This is a genomic window from Mycobacterium sp. E2462 (assembly GCF_001672685.1).
Lineage (GTDB): Bacteria > Actinomycetota > Actinomycetes > Mycobacteriales > Mycobacteriaceae > Mycobacterium.
The window spans coordinates 1-14553 of record NZ_LZKC01000477.1 but is presented as its reverse complement, the minus strand read 5'-3'; the positions used below and the strand labels follow the sequence as shown (position 1 = coordinate 14553).

Sequence of the window (14553 nt, the reverse complement as noted above, 5' to 3'; positions counted from 1 at the left end):
GGTCGCCCGCCACGACCGGCTGCAGCATCTTGATGTCCGGCGCTCCCGCCAGGTGCTCGCCGACCGCGCCGAACATCTTGCCGACCGCGGGGGCGGTGCTGTGCGTCTTGAGGGCCTCGGGGTCGGCCCACTGCTCGACGAAGATGAAGGTCTCGCCCGATTCGTGCAGCGAGTACAGCTGGCACCCCGGCTCCTCGTGCACCTCTTCGACCGCGCGGGTGAGGATTTCGCGGACGGTGTCGACGGACTCGGGCTTGACGGTGAGGGTGGCGACGACGACGACGGGCATGCTTGGGCCTCCTGGGGTGACGGACATGACTTCTTTCGCCGGATGTCACCCTACTCACGCGAGCCGGCGCCGGGTCCGACGCGTGCCACACAAGCCGATCGTTACCAGTGTGGCGGGTGGTGTAGATGATGCCGTTGCGACTACCCTGGCCGTCATGCCCAGTAAGACCGCTGCCCGCTCCGCAACCCGAACGAGCAGGTCAAAGGCCACACCGCGGTCCAGCGGGTCACGCGGTGCCCGGCCCGCGCCGCGCCGCAAGGGCGGCAAGCCCGCCAAGCGGCGTACCCGCTCGCCGCTGGTCGCCGTCGGCGTCACCTGCGGTCGCGCCCTGCGGGCCACCTGGCTGATGGCGGCGCGGGGGACCGGCGGCGCGGCGCGGTCGATCGGGCGCGCCCACGACATCGACCCCGGCCACCGCCGCGACGGCATCGCCCTGGCGCTGCTCGCGTTGTCCGTGGTGGTCGCCGCGAGCTCCTGGTTCGACGCCGCCCGGCCCGTCGGCGCCTGGGTCGACACCTTGCTGCGCACCTTCATCGGCTCGGGGGTGTTGGCGCTGCCGGTCCTCACCGCGGCGGTGGCCGTGACGCTGATGCGCACCGAACCGCACCCCGAGGCGCGCCCCCGCCTGATCCTGGGCGCCAGCCTGATCTGCCTGTCGGTGCTCGGCCTGCGCCACCTGTGGTCGGGCTCGCCGGGGGACCCCGAGGCGCGGCGCCGCGCCGGCGGATTCATCGGCTTCGCGATCGGCGGCCCGCTTTCCGACGGGTTGACGCCGTGGATCGCGGCGCCGCTGCTGTTCATCGGCCTGATGTTCGGGTTGCTGCTGCTGACGGGGACCACCATCCGGGAGGTGCCCGACGTCGTCCGCGGCCTGTTCGGTGGCTCGGGGTATCGCGACGACGACTACGACGCTGACTACGAGGACGCCGACTACGACGACGCTGACTACGACGACGCCGATTACGACGGCGAGTTTGCGGACGACGCAGTGGATTCCGAGGCGCCCACCGAGGACTTGGCCGGGCGAGGCCCGGCCGCCGCCGAGCCATTGGGATGGCCCGCGGTGGAGTCGCTACGAGACCAGGAGGCTCCCACCGTCCCGGAGCCGGCCGTCGAGCCGGCGAAGGCGCGCGGCCGTCGCCGCGACAAGCAACAGCTGACCGAGGTGTTGGACCGGGTGGTCGAGGGCCCGTACGCGCTGCCGTCGCTGAGCCTGCTGGTGGCGGGCGACCCGCCCAAGAAGCGCAGCGCCGCCAACACGGCCATGGCCGACGCCATCAGCGAGGTGCTGAACCAGTTCAAGGTCGACGCCGCGGTCACCGGCTGCACTCGCGGCCCCACCGTCACCCGCTACGAGGTAGAGCTCGGGCCGGGCGTGAAGGTGGAGAAGATCACCGCCCTGCAAAAGAACATCGCCTACGCGGTGGCCACCGAAAGCGTGCGCATGCTGGCCCCGATCCCCGGCAAGTCCGCCGTGGGCATCGAGGTGCCCAACACCGACCGCGAGATGGTCCGGCTGGCCGACGTGCTCACCGCGCCGACGACCCGGCGCGACCACCACCCGCTGATCATCGGATTGGGCAAGGACATCGAGGGCGACTTCATCTCGGCCAACCTGGCCAAGATGCCGCACCTGCTGGTCGCGGGCTCGACCGGGTCCGGAAAGTCGAGCTTCGTCAACTCCATGCTGGTGTCGCTGCTCACCCGGGCCACCCCCGAGGAGGTCAGGATGATCCTGATCGACCCGAAGATGGTGGAGCTGACGCCGTACGAGGGCATCCCGCACCTCATCACGCCGATCATCACCCAGCCGAAGAAGGCCGCGGCCGCGCTGGCGTGGCTGGTCGAGGAGATGGAACAGCGCTACCAGGACATGCAGGCCTCGCGGGTGCGCCACATCGACGACTTCAACGACAAGGTGCGGTCCGGCGCCATCACCGCGCCGCTGGGCAGCCAGCGCGAATACCGGCCCTACCCGTACATCCTGGCGATCGTCGACGAGTTGGCCGACCTCATGATGACCGCGCCGCGCGACGTCGAGGACGCCATCGTGCGGATCACCCAGAAGGCCCGCGCCGCGGGCATCCACCTGGTCCTGGCCACCCAGCGGCCCTCGGTCGACGTCGTCACCGGACTGATCAAGACCAACGTGCCGTCCCGGCTGGCGTTCGCCACGTCGTCGCTGACCGACAGCCGCGTGATCCTGGACCAGGCCGGCGCGGAGAAGCTGATCGGCATGGGCGACGGCCTGTTCCTCCCGATGGGCGCGGGCAAGCCGATCCGTCTGCAGGGCGCCTTCATCACCGACGAGGAGATCCAGGCCGTCGTCGCCGCCTGCAAGGACCAGGCCGAGCCCGAGTACACCGAGGGCGTCACCACGGCCAAGCCCACCGGCGAGCGCACCGACGTCGATCCCGACATCGGCGACGACATGGACGTCTTCCTGCAGGCCGTCGAGCTCGTCGTGTCCAGCCAGTTCGGCTCGACCTCGATGCTGCAGCGCAAGCTGCGCGTCGGTTTCGCCAAGGCCGGCCGGTTGATGGACCTGATGGAGACCCGCGGCATCGTCGGGCCGTCCGAGGGATCCAAGGCGCGCGAGGTCCTGGTCAAGCCCGACGAGCTGGCGGGCACGCTGGCGCTGATCCGCGGCGGCAGCGACGCCGCCGGCGGGGACGGCGAAGAATGACGGGTCGCCCGCTCACAGCACCAGCAGCATCCGGGAATTGCCCAGGATGTTCGGCTTGACGTAGCTCAGGTCGAGAAACTCGGCGACACCGAGGTCATACGAGCGGCACATCTCGTCGAACACCTCGGCGGTGACGGGCGTGCCCTCGATCTCGGTGAAGCCGTGCTTGCCGAAGAACTCGGTTTCAAAGGTCAGCACGAACAGGCGCTTGAGCTGCAACTCGCGCGCCACCTCGAGCAACCGTTCCACGATCGCGTGCCCGATTCCGTGTCCCGTCATCGCCGGATCGACCGCCACCGTGCGGATTTCGCCGAGGTCCGACCACATGACGTGCAGCGCCCCGCAACCCACGACGGTGCCCGGCCGGGCCGGGTGTTCGGCGACCCAGAATTCCTGCACGGCCTCGTAGAGCGTCACGAGGTTCTTCTCCAGCAGGATCTTGCCCGCGTACGTGTCGACCAGCTCTTTGATCGCGGGAACGTCCGACGTGCGCGCGCGCCGGACTACCGCGGGGAGGCCATGCGAACTTGCGGTCACGGGTAACAGTATCGACATCGGGAACGGCGCTGCTGGTCAACCGTTATTCTGTTGCCGTGTCGGGGCAGCCGCAAACGGGTCCGGTCGCGGGTCGCGCCCACATCGCCAACCTCGCCAACACCCTCACCATGCTGCGGCTGGTGCTGGTCCCGGTGTTCCTGCTCGCGCTGTTCGCCGGTGACGGGCACCAAAGCGCCTTTCGGATCGTGGCTTTCGTGATCTTCGCGGTGGCGTGCATCACGGATCGGTTGGACGGGCTGCTGGCCCGCAACTATGGAATGGCCACCGAATTCGGTGCGTTCGTGGACCCGATCGCCGACAAGACCTTGGTCGGTTCAGCCCTGATCGGGCTGTCCATGCTGGGCGAGCTGCCGTGGTGGGTGACCGTGCTGATCCTGGCCCGCGAAGTCGGCGTCACCGTGCTGCGGCTGGCCGTCATCCGCCGCGGGGTCATCCCGGCCAGCTGGGGAGGCAAGGTCAAGACCGTGGTGCAGGTGGTGGCGATCGGGCTGTTCGTGCTGCCGTGGGCGGGAACGCCGGGCCCGTTCCGGGTGGGGGCGGCGGTGGTACTGGGTGCGGCGATCGTCCTGACGGTCATCACCGGCATCGACTACGTCGTGTCGACCGTGCGCGCGGTGCGCCGGACGGCCGCCTGAAATACCGTCGCGCCCCGGGAACCAGACCACCCTCAGCGGCGTTCACCTAGTGAGCGCCTGCCGCACTGACGTGCGTGCCGGCGGGGCTGACTTGACGAAGGAGGGCGGGATGCCGCCATTGGTGCGCGAGGTCATCGGCGACGTGCTGCGGGAGGCCCGGACGGCCCAGGGCCGCACGCTGCGCGAGGTGTCCGACACGGCGCGGGTGAGCCTCGGCTACCTCTCGGAGGTCGAGCGCGGGCGCAAGGAGCCGTCGAGCGAGCTGCTCAACGCCATCTGCGACGCGCTGGAGGTGCCGCTGTCGTCGGTGCTGACCGACGCCGGCGAGCGGATGGCTAGCGAAGAGCGGGCGGCCTACGCCGCGCCCAGCGGCACCAGCATCGACGCCTCGACGAAGGTCGTCATTCCGCCGGTGTCCTCCCTGGCGATCGCCTGACCGCCCCTCAGGGGTGGGTGGATCGGCGCCGAGCCATTAAATTGAGCGGGAAGCGCAGGACCCAACCCGGGACCGCCGGGGCCCGCGACAAGCGAAGGTGGAGCTGACTCATGGCCAATCCGTTCGTCAAGGGGTGGAAGTACCTCATGGCGCTGTTCAACTCGAAGATCGACGAGCACGCCGACCCTAAGGTGCAGATCCAGCAGGCCATCGAGGAGGCGCAGCGCACGCACCAGGCGCTGACCCAGCAGGCGGCGCAGGTCATCGGCAACCAGCGTCAGCTCGAGATGCGGCTCAACCGGCAGCTGGCCGACGTCGAAAAGCTGCAGGTGAACACCCGCCAGGCGCTCACCCTGGCCGATCAGGCCAACGCCGCCGGTGACGCCGCCAAGGCGACCGAATACAACAACGCCGCCGAGGCGTTCGCGGCCCAACTGGTGACCGCCGAGCAAAGCGTCGAGGACCTTAAAACCCTGCACGACCAGGCGCTCAGCGCGGCCGCGCAGGCCAAGAGGGCGGTCGAACAGAACGCCATGGTGCTGCAGCAGAAGATCGCCGAGCGCACCAAGCTGCTCAGCCAGCTCGAACAGGCCAAGATGCAAGAGCAGGTCAGCGCGTCGCTGCGCTCGATGAGCGAGATCGCCGCCCCCGGCAACGTCCCCAACCTCGACGAGGTGCGCGACAAGATCGAGCGCCGCTACGCCAACGCCATCGGGGCCGCCGAGCTCGCGCAGGGCTCGGTGCAGGGCCGGATGCTCGAGGTCGAGCAGGCCGGCGTGCAGATGGCCGGGCATTCCCGCCTGGAGCAGATCCGCGCGTCGATGCGCGGGGAGGCCCTTCCGGCCGGCGGATCCGCCGCGGGAAGCACCGCCGCCGCCCCGCGCCCCGCCGAGACGTCCGGCGGCGCGGTCACCGAACAGCCGTTCGGCCAGTAACGACGGCCTGACATGGCGGTGAAGGCTGGCGAGCGCGGCCCGTGGCGCGCGCTGCTGCAACGCGGTTTCTACGCCGCCGGCCAGCTCTCCGACGTGGTGCTTCGCCGGCTCGGCGCCGCCACCGACCCGCGGGCCCGGCAGCTGCGTCGCCGCCGTCGTGCGCTGCGGTGGGGTTTGATCTTCAGCGCCGGGTGCGTGTTCTGGGTGCTGGTGACGATGCTGCTGGCGGCCTGGGGCTGGTTCGCCCTGCTGCTGGAGATCACGGGCGCCGTCGCGGTCCTCATGGCGATCCCGGCGACGCTGCTGCTGTTTCGGTACCGCTGGCTGGGGGCGGAACCGCTGCCGTCCCCGCGGCCCGCGAACGTGCGCCGGCTGCCGCCGCCGGGCTCGGCGGCCCGGCCCGCGATGTACGCCCTGGGCGCCTCCGAGCGCGGCTTCGTGTCGCTGGTCGGGGTGATCGAGCGCGGCGCGATGTTGCCGGCCGAGGAGATTGCCGACCTCAACGCGGCGGCCCACAAGACCTCGGCGGCGATGGCCGCCACCGCCGCGGAGGTGGTGTCGCTGGAACGGGCGGCGCACTACTCCGAGTCGTCGCGCGCGCACCTGGTGCCCACCATCAACGCCTTCACCGCCCAGCTCAGCGCCGGGGTGCGCCAGTACAACGAAATGGTGACCGCCGCCGCGCAGCTGGTGTCGTCGGCCAACGGCGGCGCCCTGACGGAATCGCAGCGCTACCGCACCGAACTCGCCGGGGCGACCGACCGCCTGGTCGGGTGGGCGCAGGCTTTCGACGAACTCGGCAAGCTGCGCGGCGCGAGCTAGCTAGAACGTCGCCTTGAGCGACGGAACGGCCAGCCCGGCCAGGCCCCGCAACGTGGCCTTGAACATGTCGAAGAAGTCGAAGTAGTCGCGCCACAACGTGATTCGGCCGTCGTGCACCTCGAACACCCCGCACACCCAGAACTGCAGCCGCAGCGGCCCAAAGATCAGGGCGTCGGTGCGCTCGGTGAGGACCGCCGCGCCGTCGGCCGCGATGCGGTGGATCTTCACCTCGAAGGCGGCGCGCCCGTCCATCTGGCGGAACAGCTTCATCGCCCGGTGCCGGCCGTGGATGGTCGGCAGCCCGACGTTCTGGTAGACGAGGTTGTCGTCCAGCGCGGTCGACGCGGCGTCGAAGTCCGCGTCCTGCAGCGCGGTGAGGAAACCCTCGACCGTGCGGGTGTTCGCGTCGGTAGTTCCAGTGCCCGTTCCAGTCACCTCGGTCATGGGTGCCAGCGTAGGCCTGCGTGGCCCGTCGCGGCTGTGGCAGGGTAAGGCCGGTGCGCGTCGCCGTGGTCGCCGGGCCGGATCCCGGGCATTCCTTCCCCGCGATCGCGCTGTGCCAACGCTTCGCCGCCGCCGGCGACGAGCCGACGCTGTTCACCGGCGAGGAATGGCTCGACACCGCCCGCGCCGCCGGGTTCTCCGCCGTCCCGCTCGACGGGCTCGCGGCCATCGACGACGACGTGGACGCCGGGGCACGGATCCACCGCCGCGCGGCGCGGATGGCGGTGCTCAACGCGCCGGCGCTGACGGAGCTGGCCCCCGACCTGGTGGTGTCCGACGTCATCACCGCGGCGGGCGGCATGGCCGCCGAGCTGCTGGGCATCCCGTGGATCGAGCTGGACCCGCACCCGCTGTACCTGCCGTCGCGGGGGCTGCCGCCGATCGGCAGCGGCCTGGCGCCCGGCACCGGTGTCGGCGGCCGGATCCGCGACGCCGCCATGCGCGCGCTGACGGCCCGGTCCTGGCGCGCCGGGCTGCGGCAGCGCGCGGCCGCCCGGGTCGAGATCGGGCTGCCGGCCGCGGACCCCGGGCCGTTGCGGCGGCTGATCGCCACGTTGCCGGCGCTGGAAGTGCCCCGGCCCGACTGGCCGGCCGAGGCCGTGGTGGTGGGTCCGCTGCACTTCGAGCCGACCGACCGGGTGCTCGAGATCCCCCCGGGGGACGGGCCCGTGCTGGTCGTTGCGCCGTCGACCGCGGCGACCGGCGCCGCCGGGATGGCCGAGCTCGCGCTGGAGCGGCTGGTGCCGGGCGAGACGCTGCCGCCGGGCGCGCGGCTGGTCGTCTCGCGTCTCGGCGGGGCGGACCTGGCGGCACCGCCCTGGGCGGTCGTCGGGCTCGGCAGCCAGGCCGAGCTGCTGACCCACGCCGACCTGGTGATCTGCGGTGGTGGCCACGGCATGCTCGCCAAGACGCTGCTGGCCGGGGTGCCGCTGGTGGTGGTGCCCGGCGGCGGCGATCAGTGGGAGCTGGCCAACCGGGTGGTGCGGCAGGGCAGCGCCCGGCTGGTGCGGCCGCTGGGCGGCGACGCGCTGGTCGCCGCGGTCGCCGAGGTGCTGGCGTCGCCGGGCTATCGTCAAGCGGCGCGGCGAGCCGCCGCCACCGCGTCCGACGTCGCCGATCCCGTCCAGGTGTGCCGCGAAGCGCTGGCCGTGGCGCAGTGAGGTGGGGCATGCTGGTCGCAACCGGCGGGGAGGAGGTGTGCCGATGAGGACGGCCACGAGGGTCACCAGCTGTGTCGCCACCGCTGGGCTGCTGGCCACCGCGCTGTGGGGTGCGGAAGCGGCCCACGCCGACAACGCCGACGAGCAGCAGGCCTGCCAGTTGATGGACGACCCGAGCGCCGCCCAGCAGGGTTACGCGCCCGCCGAGTACACGTTCATGGTGTTGCGCGGTCGCATGTCGGCGCAACGGGCGCGCGACGTCATGTCACTGGCCGCCCAGGAGGTCTGCCCCAACCACATCATCGATCTGCCGGCGAGCTGGCGCTAAGCCGCGGCACGGTGTCCGGCGGTCGCCGGCTGGGTATCTTGGCTGGCGTGCGGCTAACGGAGTTCAACGAGCGGGTCGTGTTGCGATTCGGCGCCGCGTACGGTTCGTCGGTGCTGGTCGATCACGTGCTGAGCGGATTCGACGGGCGCACCGCCGCCCAGGCGATCGAGGCCGGTGTCGAGCCGCGCGAGGTGTGGCGGGCGTTGTGCGCGGATTTCGACGTCCCGCGCGAGCAGTGGTGAGCGCCGCGGCTCACTCGTAGGGCGGGTAGGGCTGGTGCCGCAGCAGTCCGGCCAGGTGGACGGCGTTGCGGGCCGCCGTCCCGGTCACCCCGGCCACCGCCTCGGGGACCTCGTCGAGGTCGTTGAAGTTGGTGCCCTGCATGGCTTCGCCGTTCCAGTAGGTGCAGCCCTGTGCGGCGATGGAGAACCCGATGTCGTTGAGCGCCTGGAACAGGTCGGCGACGATCTTGTGGGCGCCGTCCTCGTTGCCCACGACCGCCGCCACCGCGACCTTTCCGACCATGACGGGCCGCCCGGCGTTGTCCTTGTCGGACAGCTCGGCGTCGAGCCGCTCCAGGACGCGCTGCGCGACGCTGGACATGTGGCCGACCCAGGTCGGTGTCGACAGGACGAGAATGTCGGCGCGCTTGATCCTGTCCAGCAGCGCGGGCCACTCGTCGCCCGGCCCCATGTCGGCCTCGGTGCCCGGCAGTAACGCCAGGTCGACGCACCGCTGCTTGGCTCCCTCGACCCCGGCCTTGCCGAGCTCGGCCAGCAGCTGGTCGGCGATCAGGTCGCTGCTGGAGGGGGTGGGGCTCTTCTTCAGCGAACAGGTCAGCGCGAGGGCGCGCAGGGACGGCGCGGTGGCGGAGGTCGCGGGGGAGGTCATGGCGGGCGCGTACCCGGACGACGGGTGAGCAAACGGGCGGCGCGCCCGCTACCGGCGGCCCGGCGGCCGGTCGAACACGCAGTCACCGCACACCGACTGCCCGGGCAGCCGGTAGAACAGGCAGCAGCTGCGTCGCCGGAAGCCCAGGTGGGCGCCGGTGCTGACGCCGGACCCCGCCAGGATCCCGGTGCCCAGCAGGTCGCCGGTCGTCGCGGCGATCCGGCGGCGCAGGTCGGGTCGCGCCGCGCACAGGGCGCGGGCGGCGCCGAACAGCGCCGACGCCACATTGCCGGCCAGCAGCGCCGGGGCCAATTTGACGCGCAGGCCGGCGGCGAGCGGGTGCAGGTGGCGCTCGACGACGGCGCGGTACAGCTCGCCGGCGGGGTCGTCGCCGACGGGATCCCCGACGGGTTCGGGCAGCCGCAGCCGCGCCCCGTCGGCCGCGCGCTGCAGCTCGTCGAGGCGGGGCAGGACGCGGTGCGCGAGCGCGCACGCCAGCACCGGTGACCACAGCCGGCTGGCGTGGGCGAGGTGGACCAGCGAGGCCCCGATCCGCAGATCGGGGGTGCCGTAATACCTGGCGGTGGCGTCGACGAGGTCCGCGTAGCCGTCGGCGTAGCACCGCCACACCGGGCGCCAGGCCTGCGCGCCCGACCCCTGGTCCGGGCCCACGGTGAGCGCGAAAAAGCCGCCATAGGAGGCTATTTCGGCGAGCTGGGCAGAGATGTCCATCGACGCGCCGCCCTTCTCGCTCCGGCCGATCCGGCGCCCGATGTTGCCACACCCGCGACGCGCCCGGCGTGTCACACTTGGATCGAACACCTGTTCGGCTACTGTGGGGATCGTTCGCCAGAGTCAACTTGTCGGTGGCCTTCTCTAGTGTCACCGCCAACCGACCGATACCGGTCAGACGAACACACTGGACTATAGGAGAGGCATCATGGCGCAAGCCCCCGATCGCGAGAAGGCTCTCGAACTGGCGATGGCCCAGATCGAGAAAAGCTATGGCAAAGGCTCGGTGATGCGGCTCGGCGACGAGATGCGCCAGCCGATCTCGGTCATCCCGACCGGTTCCATCGCCCTGGACGTGGCGCTGGGCATCGGCGGCCTGCCGCGCGGGCGGGTCGTGGAGATCTACGGCCCGGAGTCGTCGGGTAAGACCACCGTCGCGCTGCACGCGGTGGCCAACGCTCAGGCCGCCGGCGGTGTGGCGGCGTTCATCGACGCCGAGCACGCCCTGGACCCCGACTACGCCAAGAAGCTGGGCGTGGACACCGATTCCCTGCTGGTCAGCCAGCCCGATACGGGGGAGCAGGCCCTCGAGATCGCCGACATGCTGATCCGTTCCGGCGCGCTGGACATCCTGGTCATCGACTCGGTGGCGGCCCTGGTGCCGCGCGCGGAACTCGAGGGCGAGATGGGGGACAGCCACGTCGGCCTGCAGGCCCGGCTGATGAGCCAGGCGCTGCGGAAAATGACTGGCGCGCTGAACAATTCGGGCACCACGGCGATCTTCATCAACCAGCTGCGGGAGAAGATCGGGGTCATGTTCGGCAGCCCGGAAACCACCACGGGTGGAAAGGCCTTGAAGTTCTACGCGTCGGTGCGCATGGACGTGCGCCGGATCGAGACGCTCAAGGACGGCACCAACGCGGTCGGTAACCGCACCCGGGTGAAGATCGTCAAGAACAAGGTGTCGCCGCCGTTCAAGCAGGCCGAGTTCGACATCCTCTACGGCCGCGGCATCAGCCGCGAGGGGTCGCTGATCGACATGGGCGTGGAGCAGGGCTTCATCCGCAAGTCCGGTTCCTGGTTCACCTACGAGGGCGAACAGCTCGGCCAGGGCAAGGAGAACGCCCGCAACTTCCTGATGGAAAACGACGACGTGGCCAACGAGATCGAGAAGAAGATCAAGGAAAAGCTCGGCATTGGCGCGGTCGTGACCGATGACTTGTCCGATGACAGCGTCCTGCCCGCCCCCGTCGATTTCTGAGCCCTCCCGCGAGGAGCAGGCGCGGTCTCTGTGCCTGCGCCTGCTCACCGCGCGGGCGCGCACCCGGGCCGAACTACGCGGCCACCTGGACAAACGGGGCTATCCCGCCCAGGTCAGCGACGCGGTGCTCGACCGGCTGGCCGCCGTCGGCCTCGTCGACGATGCCGACTTCGCCGAGCAGTGGGTGCGGTCGCGCCGGGTCAACGCGGGCCGCAGCAAGCGCGCGTTGGCCGCCGAGCTGCGCACCAAGGGCGTGGACAAGGACGTGATCACCGCGGCGCTGGCCGGGATCGACGCCGGCGCCGAACGCGACCAGGCCGAACAACTCGTGCGGTCCAAGCTGCGCCGGGAAACGCTGGCCGGCGACGGTGACGGTGACGGTGACGGTGACGGCAGAGCCGACGGCGACGCGCGGCTGACCCGCCGGCTGGTGGCGATGCTGGGCCGCCGCGGCTACGGCCAGAGCCTGGCGTGCGAGGTGGTGTTCGCCGAGTTGGCCGCCGAACGGGAGCGCCGGCGGGTCTGAGCGGGCCGGGTGGGACGAGCCGGGCGTCCGGCCACCGCCGTACCATGGCTCCGTGACTTCCATGGTGATGCAAGGCGACCCCGCCCAGGCGGCGGTGCCGGAGCGCACCTACCAGGTCCGCACCTACGGCTGCCAGATGAACGTCCACGACTCCGAGCGGTTGGCCGGACTGCTGGAGGCGGCCGGGTACCGGCGCGCCGCCGAGGACGCCGACGCCGACGTGGTGGTGTTCAACACCTGCGCCGTGCGGGAAAACGCCGACAACAAGCTGTACGGCAACCTCAGCCACCTGGCGCCGCGCAAGCGGGGCAACCCCGAGATGCAGATCGCGGTGGGCGGTTGCCTGGCTCAGAAGGACCGCGACGCGCTGCTGCGCAAGGCGCCCTGGGTCGACGTCGTCTTCGGCACGCACAACATCGGCTCGCTGCCGACGCTGCTCGAGCGGGCCCGGCACAACCGGGTTGCGCAGGTGGAGATCGCCGAAGCGCTCCAGCAATTCCCCTCATCACTGCCCAGCGCCCGCGAATCCGCTTACGCCGCTTGGGTTTCCATCTCCGTCGGGTGTAACAACACGTGCACCTTCTGCATCGTGCCGTCGCTGCGCGGCAAAGAGGTGGATCGCAACCCGGCCGACATTCTGGCCGAGGTGCGGTCGCTGGTGGCCGACGGCGTGCTCGAGGTCACGCTGCTGGGCCAGAACGTCAACGCCTACGGGGTGTCCTTCGCCGACCCGGCGCAGCCTCGCGATCGCGGCGCGTTTGCGCGGCTGTTGCGGGCCTGCGGCGAGGTCGACGGGCTCGAGCGCGTGCGCTTCACCTCGCCGCACCCGGCCGAATTCACCGACGACGTCATCGACGCCATGGCGACGACGCCCAACGTCTGCCCCGCCCTGCACATGCCGCTGCAATCCGGCTCCGACCGGATGCTGCGCGCGATGCGCCGCTCGTACCGGGCCGACCGGTACCTAAGCATCATCGACCGCGTGCGCGCCGCCATGCCGCACGCCGCGATCACCACGGACCTGATCGTCGGGTTTCCCGGCGAGACGGAAGAGGACTTCGCCGCCACCCTCGACGTCGTGCGGCAGGCCCGCTTCGCTGCCGCGTTCACCTTCCAGTACTCCAAGCGGCCCGGCACCCCGGCCGCGGAACTTGACGGGCAGCTGCCCAAAGCCGTTGTGCAGGAACGCTACGAGCGGTTGATCGAACTGCAGGAGGCCATCTCCTGGGAGGGCAACCAGGCCCTGATCGGTGACACCGTCGGGGTTTTGGTCGCCGCGGGGGAGGGCCGCAAGGACAGCCACACCGCCCGGATGACGGGACGCGCCCGCGACGGTCGGCTGGTGCACTTCTCCGTCGACGGGGCGCGCGACGTCCGCCCGGGGGACGTCGTCACCACCGCGATCACCCAGGCCGCGCCGCACCACCTCATCGCCGACGCCGGCGTCCTGAGCCACCGGCGCACCCGCGCCGGCGACGCGGCCGCCGCGGGCCGGCGTCCGGTCGGCATCGGCCTCGGCATGCCCGCCGTCGGGCCGCCCACCGGCCCGCCCGAACCCCTTGGATGCGCCAGATGACGAAGAAGACCGACAAGCACGACCCGCGGCTCGACGCGCTGCGGACCGAGATCGAGGCCGCCGAACGCCGGGTGGCGCGCGGAATCGACCCGGGCACCAGGGGTTTCGTCGTGTCGATCCTGGTATTCGTGTTGCTGGGGTCGTTCATCCTGCCGCACACCGGCGCGGTGCGCGGCTGGGACGTGCTATTCAGCAGCCACGGCGCGGGTGCGGCCGCGGTGGCCCTGCCGTCGCGGGTGTTCGCCTGGCTGGCGCTGGTGTTCGGCGTCGGGTTCTCGATGCTCGCGTTGGTGACGCGGCGCTGGGCGCTGGCCTGGGTGGCCTTGGCGGGATCGGCGCTCGCCGACGCCGCGGGCCTGCTCGCGATCTGGTCGCGCCAGACAGTCGCGGCGGGACATCCCGGCCCGGGATGGGGCCTGATCGTCGCGTGGGTCACGGTGATCCTGCTCAGCTACCAGTGGGCCCGCGTGGTCTGGTCGCGCACCATCGTCCAGCTCGCCGCCGAACAGGAGCGCCGCCGGCTGACCGCGCAGCGCCAGGCCACCACGCTGCTCGACGAGCTCGACGACACGGCCCACCCGGACGGCGGCACGCCGGCGAGTTAGGACCGGCGCGTCAGCGCCGCCGCGGCGGCCTGCGCCCACTCCCGCCATTGCTCGGCGTTCGCCCTAGCCTGCTCGGCCTCCTTGGTGCGGCCGGCCGCGGCGGCCTTGCGGGCCTGCTGCTCGTACTGCTCGACCCGCGCCTGGAACTGCTCGGCGCGGGCCTGGGCCTGCGGATCCGACCACCCGGCCTCGCCGGCGTCGCGCACCTTCTTCTCGACGGCCCGCAGCCGACGCTCCAGGTCGGCGGACCGCTCCCGCGGCACCTTACCGATCGCGTCCCACTTCTCGGTGATCGAGCGCAGCGCGGCCCGGGCGGCGTCGTGGTTGCCGGTGTCGATCCTCTCCGCCTCGGCCAGCAACGCCTCCTTGGCGGTCGCGTTGGCCGCCAGCTCGGCGTCCTTCTCCGCGGTGACCGCGTTGCGGGCCGCGAAGAAGACGTCCTGGGCGGCCTTGAAGCGGCGCCACAACGCGTCGTCGACCTCTTTGCTGGCCCGGCCGGCGGCTTTCCACTCGGCGAGCAGCTTGCGGAACTCGGCGCTGGTGGCCCCCCAGTCCGTCGAGTCCGACAGCGCCTCGGCCCGCTCGCACAGTCGCTCCTTGGCGTGACGG

Annotated in this window: 18 protein-coding genes; 12 read left to right on the top strand and 6 right to left on the bottom strand. The window is 71.3% G+C overall.

Annotated features, from left to right (window positions below; translation table 11 throughout):
- Window positions 1–289: putative quinol monooxygenase (locus A5714_RS24520; protein ID WP_068289812.1), on the bottom strand; the 289-nt coding region annotated here is incomplete at its 3' end.
- Between the two features lie 154 nt (window positions 290–443).
- On the opposite strand from A5714_RS24520, the gene A5714_RS24515 reads away from it, so the two are divergent.
- Window positions 444–2975: a DNA translocase FtsK gene (locus A5714_RS24515; RefSeq protein WP_231975981.1), complete on the top strand. Its 2532-nt coding sequence runs from the start codon at window positions 444–446 to the stop codon at window positions 2973–2975.
- Between the two features lie 12 nt (window positions 2976–2987).
- Here A5714_RS24515 and A5714_RS24510 read toward each other — a convergent pair whose 3' ends face one another.
- Entirely contained in the window at window positions 2988–3530 is a 543-nt protein-coding gene (locus A5714_RS24510) for an amino-acid N-acetyltransferase (protein ID WP_068074749.1), read from the bottom strand.
- A gap of 38 nt (window positions 3531–3568) precedes the next feature.
- Here A5714_RS24510 and pgsA point away from each other — a divergent pair, with 38 nt between their 5' ends.
- The 4 genes from pgsA to A5714_RS24490 all read left to right on the top strand — a co-directional run bounded on the left by pgsA (window position 3569) and on the right by A5714_RS24490 (window position 6361).
- Window positions 3569–4168, top strand: coding sequence for a CDP-diacylglycerol--glycerol-3-phosphate 3-phosphatidyltransferase (gene pgsA, locus A5714_RS24505; protein WP_082959953.1), 600 nt, complete (start codon window positions 3569–3571; stop codon window positions 4166–4168).
- 109 nt (window positions 4169–4277) lie between these two features.
- Window positions 4278–4604: a transcriptional regulator ClgR gene (gene clgR, locus A5714_RS24500; RefSeq protein ID WP_068074701.1), complete on the top strand. Its 327-nt coding sequence runs from the start codon at window positions 4278–4280 to the stop codon at window positions 4602–4604.
- 110 nt (window positions 4605–4714) lie between these two features.
- The gene (gene pspA / locus A5714_RS24495) at window positions 4715–5539 is read left to right on the top strand and encodes a phage shock protein PspA (RefSeq protein ID WP_068074704.1); all 825 of its coding nucleotides are present in this window, start codon (window positions 4715–4717) and stop codon (window positions 5537–5539) included.
- Window positions 5540–5551: 12 nt separating this feature from the next.
- A complete protein-coding gene (locus A5714_RS24490; protein ID WP_068074707.1) occupies window positions 5552–6361 on the top strand; it encodes a hypothetical protein in 810 nt (269 codons plus the stop codon).
- On the opposite strand, the gene A5714_RS24485 is transcribed toward A5714_RS24490, so the two are convergent.
- The gene (locus A5714_RS24485) at window positions 6362–6805 is read right to left on the bottom strand and encodes a limonene-1,2-epoxide hydrolase (RefSeq protein WP_068074710.1); all 444 of its coding nucleotides are present in this window, start codon (window positions 6803–6805) and stop codon (window positions 6362–6364) included.
- A 53-nt stretch (window positions 6806–6858) separates the two neighbouring features.
- Between A5714_RS24485 and A5714_RS24480 the strand changes: the two genes are divergently transcribed.
- From A5714_RS24480 to A5714_RS24470, 3 genes are read left to right on the top strand one after another with little or no spacing between them, the layout of a single operon-like run.
- A complete protein-coding gene (locus A5714_RS24480) occupies window positions 6859–8025 on the top strand; it encodes a glycosyltransferase (RefSeq protein WP_068289808.1) in 1167 nt (388 codons plus the stop codon).
- Window positions 8026–8068: 43 nt separating this feature from the next.
- Window positions 8069–8353 carry a hypothetical protein gene (locus A5714_RS24475; RefSeq protein WP_068074716.1) on the top strand — a complete coding sequence of 95 codons (285 nt, stop codon included), beginning with the start codon at window positions 8069–8071 and terminating at the stop codon, window positions 8351–8353.
- A gap of 35 nt (window positions 8354–8388) precedes the next feature.
- Window positions 8389–8595: a DUF3046 domain-containing protein gene (locus A5714_RS24470; RefSeq protein WP_156671300.1), complete on the top strand. Its 207-nt coding sequence runs from the start codon at window positions 8389–8391 to the stop codon at window positions 8593–8595.
- 10 nt (window positions 8596–8605) lie between these two features.
- Here A5714_RS24470 and A5714_RS24465 read toward each other — a convergent pair whose 3' ends face one another.
- Together A5714_RS24465 and A5714_RS24460 are read right to left on the bottom strand one after the other, a co-directional pair.
- Window positions 8606–9244 (bottom strand): flavodoxin family protein, encoded by a 639-nt coding sequence (locus tag A5714_RS24465; protein ID WP_068289806.1) that lies wholly within the window; start codon window positions 9242–9244, stop codon window positions 8606–8608.
- Between the two features lie 48 nt (window positions 9245–9292).
- Window positions 9293–9976, bottom strand: a complete 684-nt coding sequence (locus A5714_RS24460; protein WP_068074722.1) for a (2Fe-2S)-binding protein — start codon at window positions 9974–9976, stop codon at window positions 9293–9295.
- Window positions 9977–10184: 208 nt separating this feature from the next.
- Between A5714_RS24460 and recA the strand changes: the two genes are divergently transcribed.
- The 4 genes from recA to A5714_RS24440 all read left to right on the top strand — a co-directional run bounded on the left by recA (window position 10185) and on the right by A5714_RS24440 (window position 13944).
- A complete protein-coding gene (gene recA, locus A5714_RS24455; protein ID WP_068074724.1) occupies window positions 10185–11237 on the top strand; it encodes a recombinase RecA in 1053 nt (350 codons plus the stop codon).
- Entirely contained in the window at window positions 11203–11763 is a 561-nt protein-coding gene (gene recX / locus A5714_RS24450; RefSeq protein WP_068289804.1) for a recombination regulator RecX, read from the top strand. The genes recA and recX overlap by 35 nt, the downstream gene beginning before the upstream one ends.
- Window positions 11764–11824: 61 nt before the next feature.
- A complete protein-coding gene (gene miaB / locus A5714_RS24445) occupies window positions 11825–13339 on the top strand; it encodes a tRNA (N6-isopentenyl adenosine(37)-C2)-methylthiotransferase MiaB (protein WP_068289797.1) in 1515 nt (504 codons plus the stop codon).
- Window positions 13336–13944, top strand: coding sequence for a hypothetical protein (locus A5714_RS24440; RefSeq protein ID WP_068074759.1), 609 nt, complete (start codon window positions 13336–13338; stop codon window positions 13942–13944). Before miaB ends, A5714_RS24440 begins: the two co-directional genes overlap by 4 nt.
- Here the strand turns inward: A5714_RS24440 and A5714_RS24435 are convergent.
- On the bottom strand, window positions 13941–14553 hold a 613-nt coding region (locus A5714_RS24435; protein WP_156747486.1), incomplete at its 5' end, for a DUF349 domain-containing protein. The two genes, A5714_RS24440 and A5714_RS24435, sit on opposite strands and share 4 nt — an antisense overlap.

Coding starts and splice junctions, on each gene's coding strand:
- A5714_RS24515 (WP_231975981.1), top strand. CDS start 444: ATGCCCAGTAAGACCGCTGCCCGCTCCGCAACCCGAACGAGCAGGTCA.
- A5714_RS24510 (WP_068074749.1), bottom strand. CDS start 3,530: ATGTCGATACTGTTACCCGTGACCGCAAGTTCGCATGGCCTCCCCGCG.
- clgR (WP_068074701.1), top strand. CDS start 4,278: ATGCCGCCATTGGTGCGCGAGGTCATCGGCGACGTGCTGCGGGAGGCC.
- pspA (WP_068074704.1), top strand. CDS start 4,715: ATGGCCAATCCGTTCGTCAAGGGGTGGAAGTACCTCATGGCGCTGTTC.
- A5714_RS24490 (WP_068074707.1), top strand. CDS start 5,552: ATGGCGGTGAAGGCTGGCGAGCGCGGCCCGTGGCGCGCGCTGCTGCAA.
- A5714_RS24485 (WP_068074710.1), bottom strand. CDS start 6,805: ATGACCGAGGTGACTGGAACGGGCACTGGAACTACCGACGCGAACACC.
- A5714_RS24475 (WP_068074716.1), top strand. CDS start 8,069: ATGAGGACGGCCACGAGGGTCACCAGCTGTGTCGCCACCGCTGGGCTG.
- A5714_RS24465 (WP_068289806.1), bottom strand. CDS start 9,244: ATGACCTCCCCCGCGACCTCCGCCACCGCGCCGTCCCTGCGCGCCCTC.
- A5714_RS24460 (WP_068074722.1), bottom strand. CDS start 9,976: ATGGACATCTCTGCCCAGCTCGCCGAAATAGCCTCCTATGGCGGCTTT.
- recA (WP_068074724.1), top strand. CDS start 10,185: ATGGCGCAAGCCCCCGATCGCGAGAAGGCTCTCGAACTGGCGATGGCC.
- recX (WP_068289804.1), top strand. CDS start 11,203: ATGACAGCGTCCTGCCCGCCCCCGTCGATTTCTGAGCCCTCCCGCGAG.
- miaB (WP_068289797.1), top strand. CDS start 11,825: ATGGTGATGCAAGGCGACCCCGCCCAGGCGGCGGTGCCGGAGCGCACC.
- A5714_RS24440 (WP_068074759.1), top strand. CDS start 13,336: ATGACGAAGAAGACCGACAAGCACGACCCGCGGCTCGACGCGCTGCGG.